Here is a 24787-nt window from a genome sequence, read left to right as displayed (position 1 = left end):
CACCCGTCCCCCCGCCGCACGGCTCGATCCCCGCCGAATCCCCGCACGCCCGGCCCGCGCACACCGAGCCCGCCCGCCCCGCAGCCGGACGGCACCTCCCGCGACGTCTCGCCCAGCTGTACGCGGGCCTCGCGCTGTACGGCGCGAGTTCGGCCCTGCTCGTGGAGGCGGGACTCGGCCTGGAGCCCTGGAACGTGCTGCACCAGGGGCTGGCCGAGCTGACCGGTCTGACGATCGGCGTGGTGTCGATCTTCGTGGGCGCGGCGGTGCTGCTCCTGTGGATCCCGCTGCGCCAGCGGCCGGGCCTCGGCACGATCTCGAACGTGTTCGTGGTGGGCATCGCGATGGACGGCACGCTCGCCCTGGTACCGGACACGCACTCGCTGGCCGTGCGCGTCCCCCTGATGCTGGCCGGCATCGTGCTGAACGGACTCGCGACGGGCCTCTACATCTCCGCCCGTTTCGGTCCGGGTCCGCGCGACGGTCTGATGACGGGTCTGCACCGGCGTACGGACCGCTCGATCCGCCTGGTGCGCACGGTCCTCGAAGTCGCCGTGGTCGCGGCCGGATTCGCGCTCGGCGGCACCGTCGGCATCGGCACCGTGCTGTACGCCGTCGCGATCGGCCCCCTCGCCCAGCTCTTCCTTCGGGCGTTCGCCGTCCGCCGGGCACCGACCGGCAGCACGGTCGTTGCCACCGGTCAACCGGAGGGCGCGATACTTCCAGGGTGAGCACGCGCATACGTCATCCGTACCTGGACCACCCCGGCCCGATCGCCTTCGCCCACCGCGGCGGGGCGGCGGACGGCCTGGAGAACACCGTCGCCCAGTTCCGGCGGGCGGTGGCGACGGGCTACCGCTACATCGAGACGGATGTGCACGCGACGGCGGACGGCAGGCTCGTCGCCTTCCACGACTCGACACTCGACCGGGTGACGGACGGCGCGGGCCGCATCGCGGACCTCCCGTGGGAGGACGTGAGCCACGCGCGAGTGGCGGGCAAGGAGCCGGTCCCCCTCTTCGAGGAACTCCTCGAGATCTTTCCCGAGGTGCGCTGGAACGTGGACGTGAAGGCGGAGCCGGCCCTCCATCCCCTGCTCAACCTCATCGGCCGCACCGACGCCTGGGACCGCGTCTGCGTCGGCTCCTTCTCCGAGGCGCGCGTCTTCCGCGCCCAGCGCCTGGCGGGTCCGCGTCTGGCCACCTCGTACGGCACCAAGGGCGTCCTGGGGCTGCGGCTGCGGTCGTACGGCATACCGGCCGCGCTGCGCGACTCGGCGATCGCCGCCCAGGTGCCCGAGTCCCAGTCGGGCGTGCCGGTGGTCGACCGGCGCTTCGTGCGCGCCGCCCACGCGCGCGGCCTGCAGGTCCACGTGTGGACGGTGAACGACCCGGATCGCATGCACCGGCTCCTGGACCTCGGTGTCGATGGCATCATGACCGATCACATCGACACGCTGCGCGAGGTCCTGGAGGACCGGGGCACCTGGGTCTAGCCCTCTCGCGCGGTCCGTTCGGTCAGTTCGGTCCGTTCGGGTTTGGTTCAGGGTCAGTTCAGCCGGAAGCGAGGGGCACGGGTGGGCACCGACACCGTGCGGGCACGGGCGACCGACGAGGTCGCCGAGCGACGCCGTGAGCAACACGGCTGGTACTTCTACGACTGGGCCTGCTCCGTCTACTCGACGAGCGTGCTCACCGTGTTCCTGGGTCCCTATCTCACGGCCGTCGCCAAGCACGCGGCGGACGCGGACGGATTCGTGCACCCGCTGGGGATCCCGATCCGGGCGGGCTCCTTCTTCGCCTACGCGGTCTCCGCCTCCGTCATCCTGTCGATCTTCGTGATGCCGATGGCCGGCGCGGCGGCCGACCGCACCGGACGCAAGAAGCCGCTGCTCGCCGCGTCCGCGTACCTCGGCGCCGCGGCCACGACGGGCATGTTCTTCCTGGACGGGGACCGCTACCTGCTCGGCGGTCTGCTGCTGGTCGTCGCCAACGCCTCGGTGGCCGTGTCGATGGTTCTCTACAACTCCTACCTGCCGCAGATCGCGCCACCCGAGGAGCGCGACGCGGTCTCGTCCCGCGGCTGGGCCTTCGGCTACGCGGCGGGCTCGCTGGTCCTGATCGCCAACCTCGTGCTGTTCACGGCCCACGACTCCTTCGGCGTCTCCGAGTCGACGGCCGTCCGCATCTGCCTGGCCTCGGCCGGCGTCTGGTGGGGCGCCTTCACGCTCGTACCGCTCAAGCGGCTGCGCGACCGCCGCGCGGCCCCCGGCGCAAGGGCGCCGGCGCACGGCTGGCGGCAGCTGGCGGCCACCGTGCGCGACATGCGCGGCAAACCGCTCACCCTCTCCTTCCTGTTCGCCTACCTGGTCTACAACGACGGCATCCAGACGGTGATCTCGCAGGCGTCGGTGTACGGGTCCGAGGAGCTGGGCCTGAGCCAGTCGACGCTGATCGTCGCCGTGCTGCTGGTGCAGGTGCTCGCGGTCGGAGGCGCACTGGGCATGGGGCGGCTGGCACGCGTGTACGGGGCCAAACGGACCATCCTCGGTTCACTCGTCGCCTGGACGGTGACACTCGCGGCCGGGTACTTCCTGCCCGCCGGCGCGCCGGTGTGGTTCTTCGTCCTCGCCGCCGGCATCGGCCTCGTCCTGGGCGGCAGCCAGGCCCTCTCGCGCTCCCTGTTCTCGCACCTCGTACCGAGCGGTAAGGAGGCCGAGTACTTCTCCGCGTACGAGATGAGCGACCGGGGGATGAGCTGGTTGGGCCCGCTTCTGTTCGGTTTGACCTACCAGCTGACGGGAAGTTATCGGGACGCGATCATCTCGCTCGTGGTCTTCTTCGTCATCGGATTCGCCCTGCTCGCGAGGGTTCCGGTGGGGCAGGCGATCCGCGACGCGGGAAATCCCGTACCGGACAGGATTTAGCACCGGAGACCAAAGGACGGTAGTGTACGCGTTTGGCCTGCCAGGCGTACCGTTACTGCGCGTCAAAGATACTGAAGCGTTGGGTGACATCTGCTGCCAGATGTGACAAACCGGGTGCCGGTGGGTACAACAAGGGGCGGCTACGACGGCGACGCATGACCCGCAACGGGAATCTTTACCGCCGACCGGACGTTGACCGGATGACGACGACAGCGACACCTGTCCTGTGGGCGACAAGCCCGGGAGGCACGATTCATGAGTGAGCGAGCTCTTCGCGGCACGCGCCTCGTGGTGACCAGCTACGAGACGGACCGCGGCATCGACCTGGCCCCGCGCCAGGCCGTGGAGTACGCATGCGAGAAGGGGCACCGGTTTGAGATGCCCTTCTCGGTCGAGGCGGAGATTCCGCCGGAGTGGGAGTGCAAGGTCTGCGGGGCCCAGGCACTCCTGGTGGACGGCGACGGCCCTGAGGAAAAGAAGGCCAAGCCCGCGCGTACGCATTGGGACATGCTGATGGAGCGGCGCACCCGAGAGGAACTCGAAGAGGTCCTCGAGGAGCGCCTGGCCGTTCTGCGCTCCGGCGCGATGAACATCGCGGTGCATCCGCGGGACAGCCGCAAGTCCGCGTAGCCCCTCCGGGGGCTGGGTGGCATACACCGCACGCCGAGACCGCGAGCGCCGTACGTTCTCCGTACGGGGCCCGCGGTCTCGTGCGTTGCGCTCCGCGGGTGGCGTGGGGCGGCGATGGGCCCGGCTATCCACCGCGGGGTGCCCCGCGGAGCGGATGGCCTCCGGCGGGAGCCCGGCCCGGTGCTCAGGGTGCTCGGCGCAGTGAGGCGCCCCCGACGGGAGCCCCGCCGTATGTCGCCCGGCGCCAGGCGGCGCGGGCGGTCCCTGGTGACAGCCCGGCGTGACGCCTCTCCGGGGTGCCCGGTCCAGCGGAGCGTCCCCGGCGGCGGCTCGGCGCGGTGTCCCGCGACGAGTGGAGCGGGGTCCCTGGCCGGAGACCGACCGGGGCGCGCAGTGCCGAACGGCCGCAGGCCACTGTCACCCGGAAGAGTTCACTCTCGAGCGCCGGAAGGGCAGGCGGGAGCAGGTCGACCCGCACCCGCCGCGCGGCGGCCTGCCCCGCCCAGCCCGTCAGCCCGCCCAGCCCCTGCGCCCGTCAGCCCGTCAGCCCGTCAGCCCGTCAGCCCGTCAGCCCGTCAGCCCGTCAGCCCGTCAGCCCGTCAGCCCGTCAGCGGAGGATGTGGTCCCGGGCGGGAGGCGGTGCCAGGTTCCCGGGGGGTGTCGTCCCTGATGACCTCGCCCTGGACCACCTTGCCGTCCGGGCGATGGATGCGGGCCTGCTGGAACGCGTCTCCGACGCTGCCGGGGACGGCCTCGCGGATCTTTCGGTCGATGGCGCGCTCGGCGTACCGGCCCAGCGCCTTCTGGACGGGCGGGATCAGCAGAAGAAGGCCCACGACGTCCGAGACGAGGCCCGGCAGCATCAGGAGCAGGCCGCCGAGCATCATCAGCCCGTTGCCGTCGCCGCCCCCGCTCGTGGGGGCCGCGCCGCCCTGCTGCTGTTGGAGCGTCTCACTGAGATTGCGGAAGGCACGGCGGCCGGCCCGTTTGACGATCACGGAACCGAGCACGAAGCCGGCGACCAGCAGCAGGAGGACCGTGAAACCGCTCGCCGCCCCCGCGACCACGGTCAACAGCCAGATCTCCAGCACCAGCCAGACGGCGATGCCGAGCGGCAGGAACGTACGCAGCCGGGATCGCCGCGGCCGGGCGGGGTGCGGGGGAGTCGGTACGCCAGTCGTCATGCACCCAGTGTGCCTGGGCACGGCTCAGTACGGGATAAGCGGATGATCAGCCCCGACCGCGGGGCGGAACAAGGGTCCACGGAACCCCGGGAACCACCCTGAAGGCCCTACGCGGACGGCTTACGCCCGGTGATCCGGCCGACCCGCTCCCCCACACCCCACGTGGTGACCCGCCACAGGGCCTCCACGAGGATGTCGCGGCTCATCTTGGAGTCACCGAGTTCACGCTCGACGAAGGTGATGGGCACCTCCACGACGTGGTACCCCGCCTTGACGGCACGCCGGGCCAGGTCCACCTGGAAGCAGTACCCCTGGGACGCGACCTCTCCGAGTCCGAGGCCCTCCAGGGTCTCCCGCCGGAAGGCCCGGTAGCCGCCGGTGACGTCCCGGATGGGCACGTCGAGCAGGAGCCGGGAGTACATGCTGCCGCCGCGCGAGATGAACTCGCGGGACTTGGGCCAGTTCACCACCCGCCCGCCCGGCACCCAGCGCGAGCCGAGAACGAGGTCGGCGCCCTTCAGCGCGGTGAGCAGCCGGGGCAGCTCCTCCGGCTGGTGCGAACCGTCCGCGTCCATCTCCACGAGGACGCCGTAGCCGTGCTCCAGGCCCCAGCGGAAGCCGGCGAGATAGGCGGCGCCCAGGCCTTCCTTGCCCTTGCGGTGCAATACCTGGACGTGGTCGTCGTCGGCGGCCAGCTCGTCGGCGAACTTGCCCGTGCCGTCGGGGCTGTTGTCGTCCGCCACCAGGACGTGCGCATCGGGCACCGAGGCGCGCACCCGGCCGACGATCTTCTTGATGTTCTCCGCCTCGTTGTAGGTCGGAATGATCACCAAGGCCGTGCCGAGCGGGCCGAACCGCCTCGCCTGGGCTCCTGTCGCGGGGGTCCCGTCGCCGTCGTTCACTACTGCCCCTTCAAGTCCGTACGCAGGGGTCCACCATAGTGGCCACAGCCTGCACTGACGCGCCGGTGCGTCAGGACAGCGGTGTCGATTCGACAAGAGCCGGGTAAGAGGACCCTTCCCGCGCCGGAGCACCGCGCCTGCGGATGGGGGCCCGGCGCCCTTCGGGCCGACCAGGCACCCGCTGGCTGCGGGTCGACCGAAAGCCGTTGTCTACTGGACGTCCGGGCCCCACCCGGGTCACACCCTGCCGACAGGCGTGAACGTTCCCTCGCCGTGGCGCCGCCGCTGAGCCTGGCTCCCAGCGGTGGTGCGCCGGTGCGGCACACCGCCCCTGACCCAGCGGCGCTCCGGCGACTGTCCGGAAGTTCTCCGGTCGGACGTCCGGTGGTGGACCCGGCCGAACCTACCGGCCCGCTGCGGCAGGCTGTCAACACTCGCCTGAACTGCGGGCTTTCCCCCTTTGACCAGGTCAGCAAGGAGGATGCGCAGGTCGCGCGACGGGACGGCGGAGGGCGATCACCACCCCGCCGCCTCAGGAGATCACTCGCCCGGCCGTACGTAGACCGTCCGCCCGCCCACGACGGTGCGCAGACAGACGGGAAGGTCACCGCCGGGGCTCAGGTCCGGCAGTCCGGGGGTGCCGGAACGGGGGTCGGTGGACCAGCGGGCGACCCGGTCGTCGGGGGCCTGCACCACCAGTTCCCCGGTGCCCCACACGGCGTAGTCCGCGGGCGCGCCCGGCACCAGGACACCCGCGTCGTCGCGTCCGATCGCGCGCCATCCGCCCCGCGTGTGCGCCGTGAAGGCGGCGCGCACCGACACCCGGTGCTCCGGGGTGCGATGGAAGGCCGCGGCCCGGACGGTGCCCCACGGGTCGAGGGGAGTGACCGGACTGTCGGAGCCGAAGGCGAGCGGGACGCCGGTGCGCAGCAGCGCCGCCAGCGGGTTGAGGGTGCGGGCCCGCTCCGCGCCGAGGCGCTGGGCGTACATGCCCTCCTCCCCGCCCCACAGCGCGTCGAAGGCGGGCTGCACGGACGCGGTGAGACCGAACTCGGCGAAGGAGGCGATCGTCTCCGGCGTCAGCATCTCGGCATGCTCGACGCGGTGCCGGGCGGCCCGGACGCGAGCCAGGCCGACCTTCTCGGCGGCCGCGCGCACGCCCTCGACCACCGAGGTCACGGCGGCGTCCCCGATCGCGTGGAAGCCCGCTTGGAGGCCCGCCTCGGTGCAGGCGATCACATGGGCGGCCACGGCTGCGTCGTCGAGGTACGCGGTGCCGCTGTGCCCGGCGTCGGCGTAGGGCTGGTGCAGGCAGGCGGTGTACGAGCCGAGGGAGCCGTCGACGAAGAGGTCGCCGGCGGCGCCGACCGCGCCCAGTTCGCGGGCCTTCGCCACGCCCTCCTCACCCTGCTCGGCCCAGTAGCCGACGACCCGGGGGCCGCGCTCTTCGGCGGCGAGCCGCAGCAGTCCGGTGAGATCGTCCTCGGAGGAGATGTCCGGGCCCGCACACTCGTGCACGGAGCCGATGCCGAGGGAGGCGGCGTGGGCGAGGGCCGCGCGCTGGGCCTCGGTGCGCTGCCGTGCGGTGACGGCGCCGAGGGCTGCTGCGCGGACGGCGTGGTGGGCGTCCCGGGTCAGCGGGCCGTCCTGGTATCCGGTGCGCCCGGTGACGCCGGGGACCAGGTCCAGGAGCGCGGTGGTGGCCACGGCGGAGTGCACGTCGATGCGGGAGAGGTAGAGCGGACGGCCGCCGGCGGCCTCGTCGAGCTCGGCACGCGTCGGGGGACGGCCGCCGGGCCAGCGGGCCGCGTCCCAGCCGTGGCCGAGGAGGACCCGGTCGGCGGGGCGGGCGGCGGCGAAGTCGCGTACGAGGGCGAGGGCCGCGTCCAGGGAGGGCGCGTCGCTGAGGTCCAGCCCGGTGAGCGCGAGGCCCGTGGCGGTGGTGTGCACATGGGCGTCGGTGAAGGCCGGGGTGACCAGCGCGCCTTCCAGGTCCACGACCTCGGCGACCCCGTCGGCGAAGGCGTCGGCGGCGCCCTCCGAGCCGACCCAGGCGATCTGACCGCGTTCGACGACCATCGCGGTGGCGAAGGGGTCGGCGGGGCTGTGGACTTCTCCACCGCGCAGCAGCACGGTGTCGGACGGGGCGGTGCTCTCACTCATGGGGGACAGTCTCGCGCCTGCCGGGTGCCGTTCGTCGCCCGGGTGGGTCAGATGCGCGGCGGCCGCGCCTCGTACGGCGTCGACAGGACCACCGTCGTACGGGTCGACACACCCGCGAGGGTGCGCAGCCGGGCGAGCAGCTCCTCCAGCTCGTGCGGGGTCGAGACCCGCACCTTGAGGATGTAGTTCTCGTCGCCCGCGACGCTGTGGCAGGCCTCCAGCTCCGGTACGTCCGCGAGGCGTTCCGCGATGTCGTCCGGGGCGCTCGGGTCGAACGGTTTCACCGAGATGAAGGCGGTCAGGGGCAGCCCGACGGCCTCCGGGTCCACTACCGCCGCGTAGCCGCGGATCACGCCGCGCTGCTCGAGCCGGCGCACCCGCTGGTGCACGGCGGACGTGGAAAGGCCCGTGGCCTTGCCCAGGTCGGTGTAACTCATCCGCCCGTCTGCGACGAGCAGCTGCACGATCTGTCGGTCCAGCTCCTCCATGGCGCAAGAACCTACAGTGCGCTTGATCCCGCCGGATACCTCAGGAGTGCAGGTCATACCCGGTTTGTGATGTGCGGGAGAGCGGGCGGCGGGCCGCTCGGGGGGACAAATCCACCGTGCGGGGCGTCTGCGGGCGGTCTGTGACGAAGGACACAGTGCCACGACCGGGTCCGTGATGTTCTCGTGATTACCACGGAGACGGGACGGGAAATGCTTGCTGTGGTCGAGGTCGCAGCGCCTTGTCGGCCCACCCGAGGGGGAGAAATCCATGCAGAGTCTCAAGCGCCCAGGTCGTACCGCGTTCAAGCGGCAGCAGGCCATCGTCGAACCGGAGCCGGAGGGCGTCGACGCGGACGTCGTCGACGGCGAGGAATTCGACGCCTACGACACCTTCGAGATGGTCCGGGTGATCTGCCCGGACTGCGCGCAGCCCATCGCGCTCCTCGCGGACGAGGAGGTCCTGCCGGAGCACGCGCTGTGTGCCTCGCCGTGGAACCCGTTCGGGCTCACGGTCTGCGCCGGTACGGGCCGCGCCGCGGCGGACGCCCGGTCCGCCGACGAGTCCATGGAGCTTCAGGAGCAGGACACCGCGCTGCTGTTGACGCTCCCTCAGGGCCTCGACTGGCGGACGCAGCCGTTCTCGCACGTCGGTGGACCGGGCTCGCGCCCGATGCGGGTCCCCGAGATGCGGCGTCAGGCCGCCTGAGCCCGCGAGCCTTCAGCGGCCGGCCTCCGGGCCCTCCCAGTAGCCGCCCTGCACCATGGCCCGCAGGCTCTCGTGGTGCAGGATCAGGGTGTCCGCGTCCGGGGGGACGGAGATCTCGCCGAAGTGCACCTGACGGTAGGCGATGCGCAGCATGACGACGGCGTGCCGCAGGGCCGCGTACAGCGTGTAGAAGTCCATGTCGCGCGGTGGGTGGCCGGTGAGTTCGGCATAGCGTCGCTCCACCCGGTCGCGGCGCAGGAACCCGGGCAGTCCGCGCTGGCCGAAGCTCACGGTGAGGTCCTGGAAGAAGCGGTGCAGATAGACGGTCCAGCCGAGGTCGACCTCGCGGGGGGCGGGCGCCGCCATCTCCCAGTCGAGGACGGCGGCGGGTTCGAAGCCGTCGTAGACGACGTTCCCGATGCGCGCGTCGCCCCAGTTGAGCACCGTCTCGCCCTCGTCGCGCGGCCACAGCTCGTCGAGCCGGTCGAAGGCGCTCTCGATGAGGGGTGAGCGCGCGCGTCCGTCGACGACCCAGGTGTAGTAGGCGCGTTGGGCCACGACGTGCCGGCGCAGGGGGCTGCCGTCGCCCGGGAGTGCCAGGAACTCCGCCGCGGCGATGGGCACTTGGTCGTGGAGCCGGGCGAGCAGCGCGACCGAGGCTGCTTCCAGCCGCGCCCGCTCCCGGTCGCTCGCCGCGTGCAGCCAGTTCCCTTCGTACGTATAGGGCATGACGTCGGGCGGTACGCGCCCCTCGACCCGTTCCATGACGAAGAAGGGCGCTCCGAGCGGTCCGGGGTCCTCCTCCAGCCACAGCACCCGGGGCACGGGGAGGTCGGTGTGCTCGGCGACCAGCCGCATCGTGCGGTACTGGCGGGGCAGGTCGTACACCGGGAAGACGGTGTACGCCGCGGGGTCCGCCGCGAGTCTCAACGCACAGGCGACCATGGGTGGTTCGGGGTGATCGATGTCGAACAGCAGGGTCTCGCTGGACATGCCGTTGGACGCGGGGGCGGTGACGCGCACCGCCTTGGCGCCGGGGAGGCGTGTGCCGAGCCAGGCGGTCAGTCGCCGGGCGAGGTCGTCCCGGTCGCGGGTGGTCGTGCGCGGGCGGGGTGCCGTGGCCATGTCCACTCCCTTCGGGGCGCGTCCGGGTGTCAGGGCGCGACCGAGCCGAATCCGGTGAAGCCGCTCGGGTCGTGCCGGCCGAACGAGCCGTGTTCGAAGATCCCGTGTCCGACCTGCCCGTCCAGCGTGCAGCGGGCGGCGTGGTCGACGACCCCGTACGCGGCGCGCGGGTGCGCGGCCGGGTCGGAGAGGTCGTAGGTGCGGCGGTCGGTCCAGCCGCGCCCGCGCCAGGTGCCGTGCTGCCAGTCGTCGGCGGGCGGATAGCCCGCCCCCACGGCGAGCGGCGAGGAGGTGAGGACCTCGACGTCCAGCCGCAGCGGTTCCCGGTCCCGTGGGCCGGTGAGGTGGATGACGGCGGAGGTGGGCAGGCGGGTGCCGGACCGGTAGGTGATGTCGGTCTGTGGATGGCCGAGTTGGAGGTCGCGCGCGCCGTCGCGTACGAGCGTCGCGTCGTTCAGCGACCGATGGCCGTCGGCGTCCTCCTGGACGACGACCATCAGGAAGCGGTCCTCGAACCGGACCGGGCACCACACCCAGTGGAAGCCCTCCGCCGGATTCTCCTCCGCGAACCTGCCGCCCTCCTCCCCCGGGACCGGGCGCACGCCCCAGCTGCGGTCGCGGGTGCCGGTCCACCGGCCCGGGGACAGGAGGATCTCCTCGCCGCCGCGGCGGATCCAGCCCTCGCAGTGGCCCGCCTGCACGAAGCGCCTCCCCTCCAGGGTGAGGCGGCCGCCGCGCCGCTGGAGGTGGTGCGGCTCCCAGAGCGCGGGGAAGTCCGCCGTCCAGGTGATCTCGTACGACAGCCCGTCCGGGTCGGCGGGATCGGCCGCACAGCTCAGTACGAACTCCTTCAGAGGGCGTTCCACGCGGATCCGGAGCGGACCGACGGCCAGTTCCGTCCGGTCGTCCCCGAGCGCGTCCGACGCCCGCACCGCGTGCAGGAGGTCACCCCGCCGCAGGGTGGCGTACGCGTCGATCACCCCGAGGTTCGGATAGACACCGAGTCCCAGGATGAGCAACGCCCTTCCCTGGTGGTCGAAGACGTGGAAGATGCAGCGGTCGTAGGCGTTCCGGTCGCCGGTCGCGACGTGCTTCATGGACAGGGGCACCTGGTGCACGGGGTACTCGTCGAGGGCGACGGGGCGGTCGTCGGACATGTCAGGCCTCCCTGGGGGCACGGCAGTCGACCTCCGCTGGGGGTGCGGTCCCAGAGCGGAGAAATTGACGGTACGTCAGATATGGCGCGGGGGCCAGACGCCGTACCCCGACCCGCACACCCACACCGGCAGGCGGCGCCCCCCGCGCCGGCCCGCCGCGGCACCCCGTACGAGCCGGTCGCGAACTCACGCCCGATTGCGTGGGCCGGTGACCTGTCCGGCCACCCGCACGTTGCCCCGGCATGACCCTCAGCCATACGGCGACCGGGCGTGGGCGCCAGATCTTCGCCCCCGTGTCGGCAGAATCGGTTCGGCAGGTCCCCCCGCCCCCACCGGTCCCGGATCCCCCCATCTACCGCGCCCTGCTGCGCACATGGGCCGATCGCGGCCGCACGCTGCCGGGACTGCACGACCCGGAGTGGGTCCGGCTGGCGACGCCTCCGGCCGGCCCGTACCAGTTCGGCGCGGGCCAAGACCCCCGGGATGACGGGCGATGACCGTCCGCCGGACCCGATGGGCGCCCTCGACGATCTGCGGCCTCCTGCCCTCTCACCGACAGCGTGCGGCCGGAGCCGCCGGTCACCTGGACAGCCTCCTCGGTGATCAGCACGGCGCCGTCCGCGCGGCTGACGTACAGGAACCGGCGGGGTCCGGGCGGCACGCTCGCGCGGGAGCGCGACGGCTACACCCGCAACGGTGAGCCGAGCGGGTCGCTCAACCGGCCGTCGGGGCAAGGAGACCCGGGGCGGGAGCCCCCGGCCCCCGCCCCCTGTTCAGGAGTCCCGGCGGGCGGACTGCGGGGCCCGGTAGGAGGGGTCGATCTCCTCGACCGCCCGCATCGCGCCGCCCAGCGTCTTCACCAGCAGCTCGCGCATGGTGTCGCGGGGCAGGGTCGGGTGGCCGATCCAGTCGAGGGTCGCGCCCTCGACGCTGTAGAGCCAGGCGAGCAGCGCCATCCGGGGCAGCGGCGCGATCTTGCGCCTGCCGTAGGCCCCTTCGGCGATGGTCTCGACGATGACCTCGCGCACGCCCTCGCGGATGGCCTGCACCTCGGTGTCGAAGCCGACCCCGCCCGTGATGATCGTGCGGTACGAGGCCTGGTTGTGCTCGGCGTAGCGGAGATAGCCGTCGATGGTGCGGTGCACCCGCTCGGCGGGGGGCAGTTCGAGGCCGCCCGCCGCCCGGGAGACCAGGTCCGCCACGGAGTCCTCGACGATCGCGAGGTAATAGCCGCGCTTGGACTTGAAGTAGTAGTAGATCAGCCCTTTGGCGACGTGCGCCTGCCGCGCGATGTCGTCCATCGACAGTGCGTCGTAGGACGTGTCCGCGAACAACTTCCGCCCGATGGCGATCAGTTCGGTGCGGCGCGCCAGCGAACGATCGGTGCCGCGCGCCCGGGGGCGGTCGACAGCACGCTGTTGACTATGATTCAATTCCGGCCCTAGTCTCCGACTGCCAGCGGGACGTTGGCAGTATGACAGAACGATGCCACCTGCTCGTTCGACTCGGATCGACTGGCCGGACCCGCTGTCGGCGGGGCGCCGGAGCGATCAGCTCACAGCAGGCCGAGCTGCGTGACGAGCATCGCCAGGACCACGACAAAGATCCAGCCCACGACGTGTTCGAGGATCTTGGGACCGTCGTCCTTGGGGCCGCCGGTGCGGGCGCGGACACGGGGGTCGGTGGCGGAGGTCGCGGTCATGGCTTCTCGCAGACGTAGGGGTGCGGTCGGGTCCCCGCCCCTCACCGGCTCCCCACCGACCCGACCACCTTGCCACCGGAACGGGTTCCAGCGGTAGAGACCTTGGTCACCCCCCGCCGCTCCGGACACTTCGACCACCGTCGAATCGCCCCGATCCCCGCAACGGTGTGCCACAGGTGTGGGTCTCCTCACAGGACAGTGGTCAGCCAACCGAAAGGTCCTCGATGAGCACGTTCCGGACGCCTCGCCACCGAGCCCGCCTCGCTCTGGCGGCGGCGATCACGGTGGCAGCAGCCCTGACGGGTCCGGTCTCACAGGCCGCGACCTCCTCGTCCGCCGTCCCCTCCCCCTCCGCCGCGCCCTCCCCGGGTGCCGCGGGCCTCGGCGACCCGGTCTTCCCGCTCGACGGCAACGGCGGCTACCGGGTCGGCCGCTATCTCCTCGACTTCGACTGGCGGGCACCCGGCACACCCTTCGAGGCGGCCACGACGGTCAAGGCGACGGCCACCCAGGCCCTGTCCCGCTTCGACCTGGACTTCGCCGGCAACACCCTGCACTCGGTGACCGTGAACGGGACGACGGCCAGGGCCGTGCGCGACGGTGACGAGCTGGTGATCACCCCGGCGAAGCCGCTCGCGCAGGGCAAGCCGTTCACGGTCGAGGTCACCTACACCGCCGATCCGACCCAGCTGCGCCACCGGGACGACGCCATCGAGGACTACGGCTGGATTCCCACGCCCGACGGCACCGTGCTCTATCCGCAGCCCGACGGCGCCAAGATGATCTTCCCTTCGGACGACCACCCGAGCCGGCGCGCCCCGATCACCTTCCACATCACCACGCCGCCCGGTCTGACCGCCGTGGCCAACGGGAAGCTCACCGGCCGCACCGAACAGGCGGACGGGCGCGTGCGGTGGACGTACGACTCCGGACAGCCGATCGCGACCCAGCTCGCGCAGCTCGCGATCGGCAGGTTCACCTTCGTCGACAGCACCGGCCCGCACGGGCTGCCCCTGCGCGACGTGGTCCCGGACGGCCTGGTCGCGGCCACCGAGCAGTACCGCAAACTCACCGCGGACCACATCGCGTGGCTGGAGGAGCGGCTCGGCCCGTACCCCTTCGACCGGTACGGGCTGCTCGTCGGCGACACCGACCTGGGGGTGGCCCTGGAGACCCAGACGCTCTCCCTGATCCCGAAGGCCGACCTGCTCGGCGACCGGGTGAGCGCCGAACGCGACCTGGTGCACGAGCTCACCCACCAGTGGACCGGCGACAGCGTCGGCATCAGGACCTGGTCCGACCTGTGGCTGAGCGAGGGACACGCCCGCTTCTACGAACGGCTGTACTCGGAGGAACACGGCGGTGACAGCTTCGAGGCCACGATGAGGACGGCGTACGCCGCCCACGACCAGTGGCGGCACGACTACGGCGCCCCGGCCGAGCCGACCGAACCGAACCTCTTCAAGCGGATGCGGTACGACGGCTCGGCCCTCGTCCTGTACGCCCTGCGGGAGAAGGTCGGCCGGACGGTCTTCGGCGAGATCGAGCGGGCCTGGGCCACCCGGTACCGCGGAAGGGTCGCCGGCACCCAGGACTACATCGACCTGGCCTCCAAGGTCGCGGGCCAGGACCTGGACGGGTTCCTGCACCCGTGGCTCCACGGTTCGAGGACCCCGCCGATGCCGAACCACCCGGACTGGCGGGTCGACCCGGTGCAGGGCTGAACCGGGGGGGGCGGCCCGCTTCGGGGCCGCCCCCTCCTCACCGGACGCCGACCGCCGCGAGCGCCCGGCGCTGGCGCTCCGTCGGCTGCGCGGGGAAGTACAGGTAGCAGACGCCCCCGGTACCGGAGACGACCTTCCCGGAGGCGTTGTACCGCTTGGTGCGCAGCCAGATCGTCTCCCACTCGGACCGCCGGTAGACGCGGCGCACCGAGGCGTCGTCGGGCGAGGCCGGGTCGTTGGCGATCACGTCGCCGCCCGCGGTGAAGCCGACGACGGTCATGAGATGGCCGGAGGTGCCGTAACCCGCCCCGGTCAGCTCCGACTTGAGGAAGGACTGGGACGTCATGGCCGGGATACCGGCCGCGATCAGGGTCTCCAGGTCCGTGAGCGAGCCAAGTCGCGTGACCACACCCTGGAGGTCCTTGTACGTCGCCGCGTAGGCGGCGTTGAAGGGCCAGTTGCCGCAGCCGTCGTACTGGTAGTCGTAGGTGCAGCGGGCCGCGTGGCACACCTGCGGGTCGGCCAGACCCGGTTCGATCCAGGCCAGTTGTTCCGCTGTCGGCCTGCGCCCCCAGTACTCGATGATCATCTGTGAGGAGGTGGGGCTGCACCATGCCTCGCCGCCGTTGTCGTACTCGGGGTACTGGCCGGCGTGGATCTCCTGCGAGTAGCGCGGCACCGTCAGCTCATGGGCGAGCCCGGGAGCGGAGGCCGGGACCGTGAAACGGTCGGGGATGTCGGAGCCCATCGCGCCGAGCCGCCACACGGTGGGCGTGGCCCCGGAACCCGGGGCGCGGTACAGCGTCAGCCGCAGCCGGTACGAGACGAGCCGCAGGCCCGAGGCCGCGTCGTCGATGGCGAAGGTGTCCGTCCAGACGCTGCTTCTGCCGTCCTTCTGGCCGTCGACGGAGGTCCGCCTGATGTCCTGGTCGCCGGACGCCCAGCGTCCCATCACGTACCAGGGCGTGGCGGTGCCGTCGGAGTAGGTACCGGTGAGCTCGACCTGGAGCCAGGTGCCCGCGGGGGTGCGCGCGTTCCAGGAGGCGATGGCCTCGGTGGCGGGGACGGCCAGCCGGTGGACCGGTGAGGTCCAGGTCGCGTACTCCCAGGTGGCCGTCCTGCCGGTGTGCGGGTCCGTGTAGGCGACGGTGCCGGCCGGGGAGGCGATCACGAGACCCGGCCGGGTGCCCGATACGGCCCGCGCGCCCTTCGCGGTACCGGAGCGCCAGTCCGCGTACGAGGTCCAGGCGCGGTTGTCCACGGCGCGCGCGGGCGCGTGCCCTCGGCGTGCCTCCCGGGAGCGTGCTTCCGTCGCCTCGGCCGGAGTGGCCGCGGCACCGGTCGCCGCCGCGGCCACCGCCGCGGCCAGAATGGTTCTGCGGGACGGCTCTGAAGCTCTGGTCATGGGTGGGTGACCCCCGTTCGTCCGGATGCGGCAATTCCCAACTATGGACAGGGTGAGACGACTTCTGCCAGCACTTCGGCCCGTGCCACGCCCACCAATATTGGTCGGTACCACTGGCGTGACCTGCGAGACCGACGGACGATCCGACGCCGGTCATACCGAACGGCCGGGAATCGGCCCTTTCGGCGCGGATTCCCGACCGCTTTTCCCGGGCGCCCTTCGGGACTTCGCCCAAAGCTCCCCCTCTTCTTTTTCCGCCTGTTCTCCGCCTCTTCCACGCCTGTCCCCGAATTTCCGGCAACCGGTCCCGTGCGCCTTCTCCACGCGCTTTCCGCCCACTGATCCGGAAGAAATCGACCCGACCTAAAATGATCCCGGATATACCCGCACACACCTCACCAGACCCCGGGACCCCCCATTCACGAGCTCGCCTCCCACCTGCGCCGACTGCCCCCCTCCGCCGGCCCCGTCCGCCTGATCGGCGTCGACGGGCACGCGGGCTCCGGGAAGACCACGTTCACCGGACGGCTGGCCACGGCGCTGGGCGGCGCGCCCGTACTGCACCTCGACGACATCGCCACGCACGGGGAACTCTTCGACTGGACGGCACGCCTGCTGGAGCAGGTGATCGAGCCGCTGGGCCGGGGCACGGCGGCGCGCTACGCCCCGTACGACTGGACGGCCAGGGCCTTCGGGCCGGTGCGTGAACTGACGCCCGCGCCCGTGGTCCTCCTGGAGGGCGTCGGCGCCGGACGCCGCGCGCTGCGCCCGCATCTCGCGCGGCTGCTGTGGATGGAACTGCCTCACGACGAGGCCTGGACGCGCGGGCGCCGGCGGGACGGAGACGCGCAGAGCGCGTTCTGGGCCGAGTGGGTCGCGGCGGAACGTCGGCATTTCGCCGAGGATCCCTCAAGGCCCTTCGCGGATCTTCTGGTGCGGCAGTGTTCCGAGGGATACGAGGTGTTTTCGGGGCCTGCCGGGACTCTTGGACCGGACCAGTTCCTCACGCACGGTGACGGACCATCCGCAATGTGCTGAAGTCGTGAAGACCCTTGCGGGAGAAGTTCCGCCAGTGCCTCAACTCGGCTTGACCGGGGGGCCGTACAGGACTTACGTTCTGAATGTGCGGCCCCCCGGGGTCGCCCCGCAGACGCGAAGCCCCCGGTTGTTCCCCCGTGATCGGGGGCTTCGTTCTGCCCACACCCTTTCTTTTCGGGCGCCGCGCGCCGCGATTCGCTCACCCTGGGTCACCGGGTGAAGTGCGCCCCGTCTGCTCCCACCTCGTGCAACGGTGCTGTCGGCACCCTTCGGCAGGCCCATGCGGCGCAGGTACCATGCCTCTCGGTGCGACCTTCGGACGGCTTGCTCTGCGCACCGGTGCAACTCCCGTCCGCGGCGCAGCGGTTCGACCAAGCTGCCGACGGGCACCGGCCCGCTCGGAGAACCATCGGGGGCACGGTTTGTGGGGGACGTGATGGACTTCGGCACGCAGGGCCCGGAGGCCCCGGCCGACCTCGCCTGGATGCGAGGTGTGGACGCCTACACGATGGGCGCCTATCCGCAGGCGGAGGAGGAGTTCCGCACCGCGGTCCGGATGGACCCCGGCATGGCGGACGGCTGGCTCGGACTGCACGCGCTGCGCGTGGACACGACGACCGCGCTGCTGCGCATGTTCCGGCACCGGGACCGCTTCGGCGAACAGCGCTCCCGGCACCGGCGCACGCTGAACTCCTGGTACTGGCTGGGCTGGTGGGTGCAACCGGTGCTCGAAAGCCCGCGCGATCTGCTGCTCGCGCACGCCTCGCACTGGCTGGACGGCCGCCATGTCCCCGAGCTGGACCGGGCGTTGGCCGGGCTGCCGCCGGTGGACGCGGATCCCCAGGTGCGCTTCCTGCACGCCTGCCGGGCCTATCTCGTCAAGGACTGGGAGCAGTTGGTCCGGCACACGGACCCGCTGATCGACGATCCGATGCTGGGTATAGAGGCCGGTCTCTTCGGCGGCATGGCCCGGGTCCGTCTGGAGATGTTCGGGCAGGCGGAGCCGCTGCTGGCATCGGCGCTGATGCGCTGCCGCAGCGAACAGCCCCAGCGCAAGGAGCTGCGGTACTGGCTGGCCCGGGCACACGAGGGCACCGGCCGGTCGGCCGCCGCGCTGCCGCTGTACCGGGCCGTGCACCGAGTCGACCCCGCCTTCATGGACACCTCGGCTCGGCTCGCCGCGATCTCCGAGGGCGACGGGTACGACGATGCCGCCGCCGACCTGGCGGCGATCACGCTCACAGGGATCGGGCAGGACGTCATGGACGGCCCGGACGGCCTGGATCCGTTGTGGGGAGGAGAGGGCCGTGACCTCCGGCTCCCCGAGGCGGACCCGCTGCCGCCCGGCGCGGTGTCACCGGAGACCGACATGGTGCGGGAGAAGGCCGTGGTGCCGGTCAGGCCGCTGCCCGCCGGACCGACCGACCCGGCACTGCTCGAGGAGGCGCTCGCCGAACTGGAGCGCATGGTCGGTCTTGAGCCCGTGAAGCGCCAGGTCAAGGCGCTGTCGGCACAGTTGAACATGGCGCGGCTGCGGACCGGGCAGGGGCTGCCGGTCCAGCCGCCGAAGCGGCACTTCGTCTTCTCCGGCCCCTCGGGCACCGGCAAGACCACCGTGGCCCGCATTCTCGGCCGGGTCTTCTACGCGCTCGGTCTGCTCGGCGGCGACCACCTCGTGGAGGCGCAGCGGGCGGATCTGGTGGGCGAGTATCTGGGCCAGACCGCCGTCAAGGCCAATGAGCTGATCGACTCCGCGATCGGCGGGGTTCTCTTCGTGGACGAGGCGTACTCGCTGTCCAACTCGGGATACGGCAAGGGCGACGCGTACGGCGACGAGGCCCTGCAGGTGCTTCTGAAGCGGGCCGAGGACAACCGCGACCACCTGGTCGTCATCCTCGCCGGATACCCGGAGGGCATGGACCGTCTGCTCGCCGCCAACCCCGGACTGTCCTCGCGCTTCACCACCCGCGTCGACTTCCCGTCCTACCGCCCCCTCGAACTCACCTCCATCGGCGAGGTGCTGGCCGCGGAGAACGGTGACATCTGGGACGAGGAGGCGCTGGACGAGCTGCGCTCGATCGCCGGGCACGTCGTCGATCAGGGGTGGATCGACGAGCTCGGCAACGGGCGGTTTCTGCGGACGCTGTACGAGAAGAGCTGCGCGTACCGGGATCTGCGGCTGTCCGGGTATCCGAACACGCCGTCGCGGGACGATCTGTCCACGCTTCGGCTGCCGGATCTCATGCAGGCGTACGGGGAGGTGTTGTCGGGGCGCGGGCCCCAGGACCCCTCGGCCCTGTGACCCGGGGGTGCCCCGTCGCCCCTGCCCTGCCCTGGGGGCTCCGCCCCCGGACTCCCGCCAGGGGCGCTGCGCCCCCTGGACCCCCGCCTTCGCCCGAAGGGCTCGTCCTCAAACGCCGGACGGGCTGGAGATGCGGGCCTGCGCGGATCTCCGCCGTCGCCCGAAGGGCTCGTCCTCAAACGCCGGACGGGCTGGATATCCGGGCCTGCGCCGGTGGGCCCGGACGGACCGGAGATACCGGCCTGCGCCGGTGGGCCCGGACGGACCGGAGATGTGCGCCCGCGCCGGTGGGCCCGGACGGACCGGAGATGTGCGCCCGCGCCTCGAAGGGCCGACGGCAGGTCAGGCGTTTCAGCCCGTCCGGCGCTTGAGGACGAGGCCATCCAGGCCGATACCGGGATCCAGGCCGATACGGGGGTCCCGGGGCGGAGCCCCCGGGTGCCCCCGCCGGGTCACGTCGCCAGTGCCTCCTCCGTGGCGTCGCTGCGCGCCACCGTCCTGAGGGGTGCCGTGGTCACCACCGTCACATTCCGGTGTGCCGGATCGCGTACCTCGCCGACCAGCAGCTCCAGCACGTCCTCCAGCGCCACGAGCCCGAGTACCTTCCCCGACGCGTCGGCGACCTGCGCGAGGTGCGTGGCGGCGCGGCGCATCACGGTCAGGGCGTCGTCGAGGGGGAGCTCCGACCGCAGGGTCGTCATGTGCCGCCAGATCTGCTGGGGCACCGCGCGCTCCGACTCCTCCACGTCGAGGACGTCCTTCACGTGCAGATAGCCCATGAAGGCACCGTTCTCCGCGACCACCGGGAAACGGGAGTACCCGGTGCGCGCGGTGAGGGCGACGACCTGGCCGGGGGTGACCGAGGCGCCCACGGTGACCAGGGACTCGCGGTCCAGGAGGACGTCCGTCACCGGCCGGGAACCCAGCTCCAGGGCGTCCTCGAGGCGCTCCTGCTCCTCCGGGTCCAGCAGGCCGGCCTGGCCCGAGTCCTCGACCAGGCGGTTGAGCTGCTCGCTCGTGAAGACCGCCTCGACCTCGTCCTTGGGCTCCACCCGGAACAGCTTCAGGATCAGTCGCGCGCACGCGCCGAGGGCCACCGTGACCGGCCGGCACAGGCGGGCGAAGGCGACCAGCCCCGGGCTCAGCCACAGCGCGGTCTTCTCCGGCGCGGCCATCGCCAGGTTCTTCGGGACCATCTCGCCGATGACGAGGTGGAAGAAGACCACCAGGGCGAGCGCGATGACGTATCCGAGGGGGTGGATCACGCCGTCCGGCAGACGGACCGCCTCGAAGACGGGCTCCAGCAGATGGGCGACGGTCGGCTCGGCGACCGCGCCGAGGGTCAGTGAGCAGATGGTGATGCCGAACTGGGCCGCGGCCATCATCTGCGGCAGCCGCTCCAACCCGTACAGGACCTGGCGGGCCCTGGCGGACTCCAGCGGCTCGATCTGGCTGCGTCGCACGGAGACGAGCGCGAACTCGGCGCCGACGAAGAAGCCGTTGGCGAGCACCAGGGCAACGGCGAAGAGGAGTTGGAGCACGCTCATCGGACGGCCTCCGGGGCGAGGGCCGCGTCCGCGATCCGGACCAGCCGGACCCGCTCGGCGCGGTAGTGCCCGACCTGGCGCACCGAAAGGCGCCAGCCCGGAAGTTCCGCCCTGTCACCGGGTGCCGGGATGCGGCCGAGCAGATCGGCGACGAGACCCGCCACGGTCTCGTACGGCCCCTCGGGCACATCCAGTCCTATGCGTTGCAGGACGTCGACACGGCAGCTGCCGTCGGCGTCCCAGGCGGGCCGTCCCTCCTCGGGCGGCGCCACGGCGAGCTCCGGCAGGTCCTGTCCGTCGTGCTCGTCGCGGACCTCGCCGACGAGTTCCTCGACGATGTCCTCCAGGGTGACGACGCCCGCCGTACCGCCGTACTCGTCGACGACGACGGCGATGGGCTGCTCGCTGCGCAGCCGTTCCAGGAGCGGCTGCACGGGCAGCGTCTCCGGGACGAGCAGCGGGGGCTGGGCGATCCGGCCGACGGGGGTGCGCAGCCGGTCGTGCGAGGGCACCGCGAGGGCGTCCTTGAGATGGACCATGCCGACCACCTCGTCGATCCGCTCCCGGTAGACGGGGAAGCGGGACAGGCCGGTGGCCCGGGTGAGGTTGACGACGTCCTCCGCCGTGGCCGTCGACTGGAGGGCGCTGACCCTCACCCGCGGTGTCATGACGTGCTGCGCGGTGAGACCGGCCAGCGAGATGGTCCGTACGAAGAGATCCGCGGTGTCCTGCTCCAGGGCACCGGCCTGGGCCGAGTGCCGGGCCAGGGAGACGAGCTCGCCGGGGGTGCGGGCGGACGCCAGCTCGTCGGCGGGTTCGACGCCGAGTGCCCGTACCAGCCGGTTGGCGACCGTGTTGAGCGCGGCGATCACCGGCCGGAAGAGGCTGGAGAAAACGTGCTGCGGGCCCGCCACGAAGCGGGCGACCTGCAGCGGCTTGGAGACCGCCCAGTTCTTCGGCACGAGTTCGCCGACGACCATCTGCACGGCCGCGGCGAGCAGCATGCCGGTCACCACGGCCACGCCGGACACGGCGCCCTCGGGCAGGCCGAGCGCGGTGAAGGGTCCGTGGAGCAGCTCGGCGAGCGCCGGTTCGGCGAGCATGCCGACGACGAGCGAGGTGATGGTGATGCCGAGCTGGGTGCCGGAGAGCTGGAAGGACAGCTCCTTGAGCGAGTTGACGACGGTACGGGCCCGTCGGTCGCCTTCGGCCGCCGCCTTCTCGGCGTCCGGTCGCTCGACCGTGACGAGGCCGAACTCCGCCGCCACGAAGAAACCGTTGGCGAGGATCAGCAGGAACGCAGCCGCGAGAAGCAGCAGGGGGATGGTCATGCCGCCGCCTCGATGGGTCGGGAGGGGGCGGCGCAGGTACTACAGGACGATCCGTCCATCGCTGGAGGGAGTCACTCCTCGGGTAGCAGGGGGCCTCTGAGTACCGGGTGGCACGTCAGTGGCGGAGGCGCAACGAAAACGCCTCCGCCAACAGGTTAATCAAGACATGGGCCCGCGGGGCAGGGTGGAAGGCCGAGAGTCAGCCGTGATGTTGCTCCGGGTCGCCGATCGAGCGGGCTTCGGCCAGTGCCCGCAGGGTGCGGGCGTCGTCGATCGCGCGCTGTCGGGCGATGCCCGGCTGGATGCCGAGCGCCGGAAGACTGGTGCCGTCACTGAGGTTGAGGAACACCCAGGGGTCGCCGGGGCGCAGGTTGACCTGGAGGATCTCCGCCCAGTCCAGGTGCCGGCTGCTGGCGATGTTGACGACTGTGACTCCGCTCTCATCGGCGACGACCTTGGGCCGGGACAGGAGCATGAGGACGCCGAGAAGCAGCGCGGCGGTGAAGACGAAGCTGACGCGCTCCCCCGGGCTGAGCTGCTCCAGGAGCATCGCGACCGTCGTGATGACCACGAAGATGGCGACGCCCGCGATGAGCAGGACGGCCCGGGTCCGGGACGGCCGGAACGTGACGGGGAGTTCGGGAAGGTCGGGCATGGTTCGGGCGGTCCTCAGAGGCGGCAGGCGTGGATGGCCGTGGTCAGGATGGCCCGCGCGCCGAGCGCGTACAGGTCGTCCATGATCCGCTGCGCCTCCTTGGCGGGCACCATCGCGCGGACGGCCACCCAGCCCTCGTTGTGCAGGGGCGAGATGGTCGGCGACTCCAGGCCGGGGGTGAGCGCGACGGCCTGCTCCAGGTGCTCGGCGCGGCAGTCGTAATCCATCATCACGTACGTGCGTGCGACCAGGACGCCCTGCAGGCGGCGCAGGAACTGCTGGACCTTGGGCTCGGCGTCCTCGGCGGTGTCGGCTTCCACACGGCGGATGACGACGGCCTCGGACTTCATGATCGGCTCACCGAAGACCTCGAGGCCCGCGTTGCGCAGCGAGGTGCCGGTCTCGACGACGTCCGCGATGACCTCGGCGACACCGAGCTCGATCGCGGTCTCGACGGCGCCGTCGAGGTGGACGACGGAGGCGTCGATGCCGTTGGCGGCGAGGTGGCCCGCGACGATGCCCTCGTAGGAGGTGGCGACGGTCAGGCCGACGAGATCGTCGACGCTCTTGGCGGTGCCGGGCTTGCCGGCGAAACGGAACGTGGAGCGGGCGAAGCCGAGCGGGAGGATCTCCTCGGCCTTGGCTCCGGAGTCGACGAGCAGGTCTCGTCCTGTGATGCCGATGTCGAGTCGGCCCGAGGAGACGTAGATCGCGATGTCGCGGGGGCGGAGGTAGAAGAACTCGACCTCGTTGCCCGGATCGACGATCCTGAGCTCCTTGGACTCCCGGCGCTGCCGGTAGCCGGCCTCATGCAGCATCTCCGCCGCAGGTCCTGACAGGGAACCCTTGTTGGGGACGGCGATGCGCAGCATGAGGTCGGCTTCCTTTGTTGATGCGTACGTCTGTTGGTTCGTACGCCGGCTGGGTGAGGGACTCGGCTCAGAGGTGGGCGTACACGTCGTCGAGGGAGATTCCGCGCGCCACCATCATCACCTGGACGTGGTAGAGGAGCTGGGAGATCTCCTCGGCGGCGGCGTCCTTGCCCTCGTACTCGGCGGCCATCCAGACCTCCGCGGCCTCTTCGACGACCTTCTTGCCGATGGCATGGACGCCCTTGCCCACCAGCTCGGCGGTGCGTGAGGTGGTGGGGTCGCCGTTGGCGGCCTTCTGCTGGAGCTCGGTGAAGAGCTCCTCGAACGTCTTCTTGGACATGGTGCTGCCCACCCTACGCGCCCGAGCCGGTGCCTCAGCGCCAGGGTTCGGATACTGAGCGCAGTGTGGCCGCGGTCGCCACGGCGGCCGTCACCGCCTCGTGCCCCTTGTCCTCTCGGGAGCCCTCGACGCCCGCCCGGTCCAGGGCCTGCTCCTCGGTGTCACAGGTCAGTACGCCGAAGCCGATGGGGACGCCGGTGTCGATGGAGACCTGGGTGAGGCCCTGGGTGACGCCCTGGCACACATATTCGAAGTGGGGTGTGCCGCCGCGGATGACGACGCCGAGCGCGACGATGGCGTCGTAGCCGCGGCCCGCCAGGACCTTGGCGACGACCGGGAGCTCGAAGCTGCCCGGGACCCTCAGCAGGGTCGGCTCGTCGATTCCCAGCTCGTGCAGGGCGCGCAGCGCGCCGTCCACGAGGCCGTCCATCACCTTTTCGTGCCACTGCGCCGCGATGACCGCGACGCGCAGGTCGCCGCAGTTGCGTACGGACAGTTCGGGTGCACCCTTGCCGCTCACGTCTCTCCTCAGTGCTTTTGTGCCGTGTTGCCGGTCGTGCCGTTGTCACTGGATCCGGCTGTTGCTGGAT

23 protein-coding genes are annotated in these 24787 nt (G+C 71.5%); 8 read left to right on the top strand and 15 right to left on the bottom strand.

Annotation, left to right across the window (positions count from 1 at the left end; genetic code table 11):
• The first annotated feature begins 116 nt into the window (after nucleotides 1–116).
• From ACFVTC_RS36475 to ACFVTC_RS36460, 4 genes are all read left to right on the top strand, one after another.
• On the top strand, nucleotides 117–731 hold the full coding sequence (locus ACFVTC_RS36475) for a YitT family protein (protein ID WP_168533422.1): 615 nt from the start codon (nucleotides 117–119) through the stop codon (nucleotides 729–731).
• A complete protein-coding gene (locus ACFVTC_RS36470; RefSeq protein ID WP_390133096.1) occupies nucleotides 728–1495 on the top strand; it encodes a glycerophosphodiester phosphodiesterase in 768 nt (255 codons plus the stop codon). The genes ACFVTC_RS36475 and ACFVTC_RS36470 overlap by 4 nt, the downstream gene beginning before the upstream one ends.
• 81 nt (nucleotides 1496–1576) lie before the next feature.
• Complete coding sequence (locus ACFVTC_RS36465) at nucleotides 1577–2926, top strand: MFS transporter (protein WP_390133094.1); 1350 nt, start codon at nucleotides 1577–1579, stop codon at nucleotides 2924–2926.
• Between the two features lie 255 nt (nucleotides 2927–3181).
• Nucleotides 3182–3556 carry an RNA polymerase-binding protein RbpA gene (locus ACFVTC_RS36460; RefSeq protein ID WP_003977404.1) on the top strand — a complete coding sequence of 125 codons (375 nt, stop codon included), beginning with the start codon at nucleotides 3182–3184 and terminating at the stop codon, nucleotides 3554–3556.
• A gap of 599 nt (nucleotides 3557–4155) precedes the next feature.
• Here ACFVTC_RS36460 and fxsA read toward each other — a convergent pair.
• The 4 genes from fxsA to ACFVTC_RS36440 form a co-directional block, all read right to left on the bottom strand.
• On the bottom strand, nucleotides 4156–4740 hold the full coding sequence (gene fxsA / locus ACFVTC_RS36455) for an FxsA family membrane protein (protein WP_390133092.1): 585 nt from the start codon (nucleotides 4738–4740) through the stop codon (nucleotides 4156–4158).
• Between the two features lie 107 nt (nucleotides 4741–4847).
• A complete protein-coding gene (locus ACFVTC_RS36450; RefSeq protein ID WP_168527123.1) occupies nucleotides 4848–5642 on the bottom strand; it encodes a polyprenol monophosphomannose synthase in 795 nt (264 codons plus the stop codon).
• A 540-nt stretch (nucleotides 5643–6182) separates the two neighbouring features.
• Nucleotides 6183–7805 carry an amidohydrolase gene (locus ACFVTC_RS36445; protein WP_390133090.1) on the bottom strand — a complete coding sequence of 541 codons (1623 nt, stop codon included), beginning with the start codon at nucleotides 7803–7805 and terminating at the stop codon, nucleotides 6183–6185.
• A gap of 47 nt (nucleotides 7806–7852) precedes the next feature.
• Nucleotides 7853–8293 (bottom strand): Lrp/AsnC family transcriptional regulator, encoded by a 441-nt coding sequence (locus tag ACFVTC_RS36440; RefSeq protein ID WP_168527124.1) that lies wholly within the window; start codon nucleotides 8291–8293, stop codon nucleotides 7853–7855.
• Nucleotides 8294–8561: 268 nt separating this feature from the next.
• On the opposite strand from ACFVTC_RS36440, the gene ACFVTC_RS36435 reads away from it, so the two are divergent.
• A complete protein-coding gene (locus ACFVTC_RS36435) occupies nucleotides 8562–8999 on the top strand; it encodes a hypothetical protein (RefSeq protein WP_390133087.1) in 438 nt (145 codons plus the stop codon).
• A gap of 12 nt (nucleotides 9000–9011) precedes the next feature.
• On the opposite strand, the gene ACFVTC_RS36430 is transcribed toward ACFVTC_RS36435, so the two are convergent.
• The 4 genes from ACFVTC_RS36430 to ACFVTC_RS36415 form a co-directional block, all read right to left on the bottom strand.
• Nucleotides 9012–10124 carry a phosphotransferase family protein gene (locus tag ACFVTC_RS36430; RefSeq protein WP_390133085.1) on the bottom strand — a complete coding sequence of 371 codons (1113 nt, stop codon included), beginning with the start codon at nucleotides 10122–10124 and terminating at the stop codon, nucleotides 9012–9014.
• 29 nt (nucleotides 10125–10153) lie between these two features.
• The gene (locus tag ACFVTC_RS36425; RefSeq protein WP_390133083.1) at nucleotides 10154–11281 is read right to left on the bottom strand and encodes a hypothetical protein; all 1128 of its coding nucleotides are present in this window, start codon (nucleotides 11279–11281) and stop codon (nucleotides 10154–10156) included.
• A gap of 773 nt (nucleotides 11282–12054) precedes the next feature.
• Nucleotides 12055–12714, bottom strand: coding sequence for a TetR/AcrR family transcriptional regulator (locus ACFVTC_RS36420; RefSeq protein WP_390133081.1), 660 nt, complete (start codon nucleotides 12712–12714; stop codon nucleotides 12055–12057).
• Nucleotides 12715–12836: 122 nt separating this feature from the next.
• Entirely contained in the window at nucleotides 12837–12983 is a 147-nt protein-coding gene (locus tag ACFVTC_RS36415; RefSeq protein ID WP_168527128.1) for an SCO1431 family membrane protein, read from the bottom strand.
• A 224-nt stretch (nucleotides 12984–13207) separates the two neighbouring features.
• Between ACFVTC_RS36415 and ACFVTC_RS36410 the strand changes: the two genes are divergently transcribed.
• The gene (locus tag ACFVTC_RS36410; protein WP_390133079.1) at nucleotides 13208–14707 is read left to right on the top strand and encodes a M1 family metallopeptidase; all 1500 of its coding nucleotides are present in this window, start codon (nucleotides 13208–13210) and stop codon (nucleotides 14705–14707) included.
• A 37-nt stretch (nucleotides 14708–14744) separates the two neighbouring features.
• Here ACFVTC_RS36410 and ACFVTC_RS36405 read toward each other — a convergent pair whose 3' ends face one another.
• Nucleotides 14745–16112 (bottom strand): peptidase C39 family protein, encoded by a 1368-nt coding sequence (locus ACFVTC_RS36405; RefSeq protein WP_390133077.1) that lies wholly within the window; start codon nucleotides 16110–16112, stop codon nucleotides 14745–14747.
• A 417-nt stretch (nucleotides 16113–16529) separates the two neighbouring features.
• Here ACFVTC_RS36405 and ACFVTC_RS36400 point away from each other — a divergent pair, with 417 nt between their 5' ends.
• Entirely contained in the window at nucleotides 16530–17150 is a 621-nt protein-coding gene (locus ACFVTC_RS36400) for a uridine kinase (protein ID WP_390133175.1), read from the top strand.
• A 436-nt stretch (nucleotides 17151–17586) separates the two neighbouring features.
• Nucleotides 17587–19452, top strand: coding sequence for an AAA family ATPase (locus ACFVTC_RS36395; RefSeq protein ID WP_390133075.1), 1866 nt, complete (start codon nucleotides 17587–17589; stop codon nucleotides 19450–19452).
• 452 nt (nucleotides 19453–19904) lie between these two features.
• Here ACFVTC_RS36395 and ACFVTC_RS36390 read toward each other — a convergent pair whose 3' ends face one another.
• The 6 genes from ACFVTC_RS36390 to ribH all read right to left on the bottom strand — a co-directional run bounded on the left by ACFVTC_RS36390 (nucleotide 19905) and on the right by ribH (nucleotide 24717).
• Complete coding sequence (locus ACFVTC_RS36390) at nucleotides 19905–20999, bottom strand: hemolysin family protein (protein WP_390133073.1); 1095 nt, start codon at nucleotides 20997–20999, stop codon at nucleotides 19905–19907.
• On the bottom strand, nucleotides 20996–22330 hold the full coding sequence (locus ACFVTC_RS36385) for a hemolysin family protein (RefSeq protein WP_390133071.1): 1335 nt from the start codon (nucleotides 22328–22330) through the stop codon (nucleotides 20996–20998). The genes ACFVTC_RS36390 and ACFVTC_RS36385 overlap by 4 nt, the downstream gene beginning before the upstream one ends.
• Nucleotides 22331–22529: 199 nt before the next feature.
• Nucleotides 22530–22985 carry a PH domain-containing protein gene (locus ACFVTC_RS36380; RefSeq protein ID WP_390133069.1) on the bottom strand — a complete coding sequence of 152 codons (456 nt, stop codon included), beginning with the start codon at nucleotides 22983–22985 and terminating at the stop codon, nucleotides 22530–22532.
• Between the two features lie 14 nt (nucleotides 22986–22999).
• On the bottom strand, nucleotides 23000–23857 hold the full coding sequence (hisG, locus tag ACFVTC_RS36375; protein WP_390133067.1) for an ATP phosphoribosyltransferase: 858 nt from the start codon (nucleotides 23855–23857) through the stop codon (nucleotides 23000–23002).
• Between the two features lie 67 nt (nucleotides 23858–23924).
• Nucleotides 23925–24197 (bottom strand): phosphoribosyl-ATP diphosphatase, encoded by a 273-nt coding sequence (locus ACFVTC_RS36370; protein ID WP_355904837.1) that lies wholly within the window; start codon nucleotides 24195–24197, stop codon nucleotides 23925–23927.
• Nucleotides 24198–24231: 34 nt separating this feature from the next.
• Nucleotides 24232–24717 (bottom strand): 6,7-dimethyl-8-ribityllumazine synthase, encoded by a 486-nt coding sequence (gene ribH / locus ACFVTC_RS36365; protein ID WP_390133065.1) that lies wholly within the window; start codon nucleotides 24715–24717, stop codon nucleotides 24232–24234.
• Nucleotides 24718–24787: the final 70 nt, after the last annotated feature.

The sequence above is a fragment of the Streptomyces sp. NPDC057950 genome, from assembly GCF_042887295.1.
Classification (GTDB): domain Bacteria; phylum Actinomycetota; class Actinomycetes; order Streptomycetales; family Streptomycetaceae; genus Streptomyces; species Streptomyces kaempferi.
The sequence above is the reverse complement of the archived record's forward strand: the minus strand, read 5'-3'. Positions and strand labels throughout refer to the sequence as shown.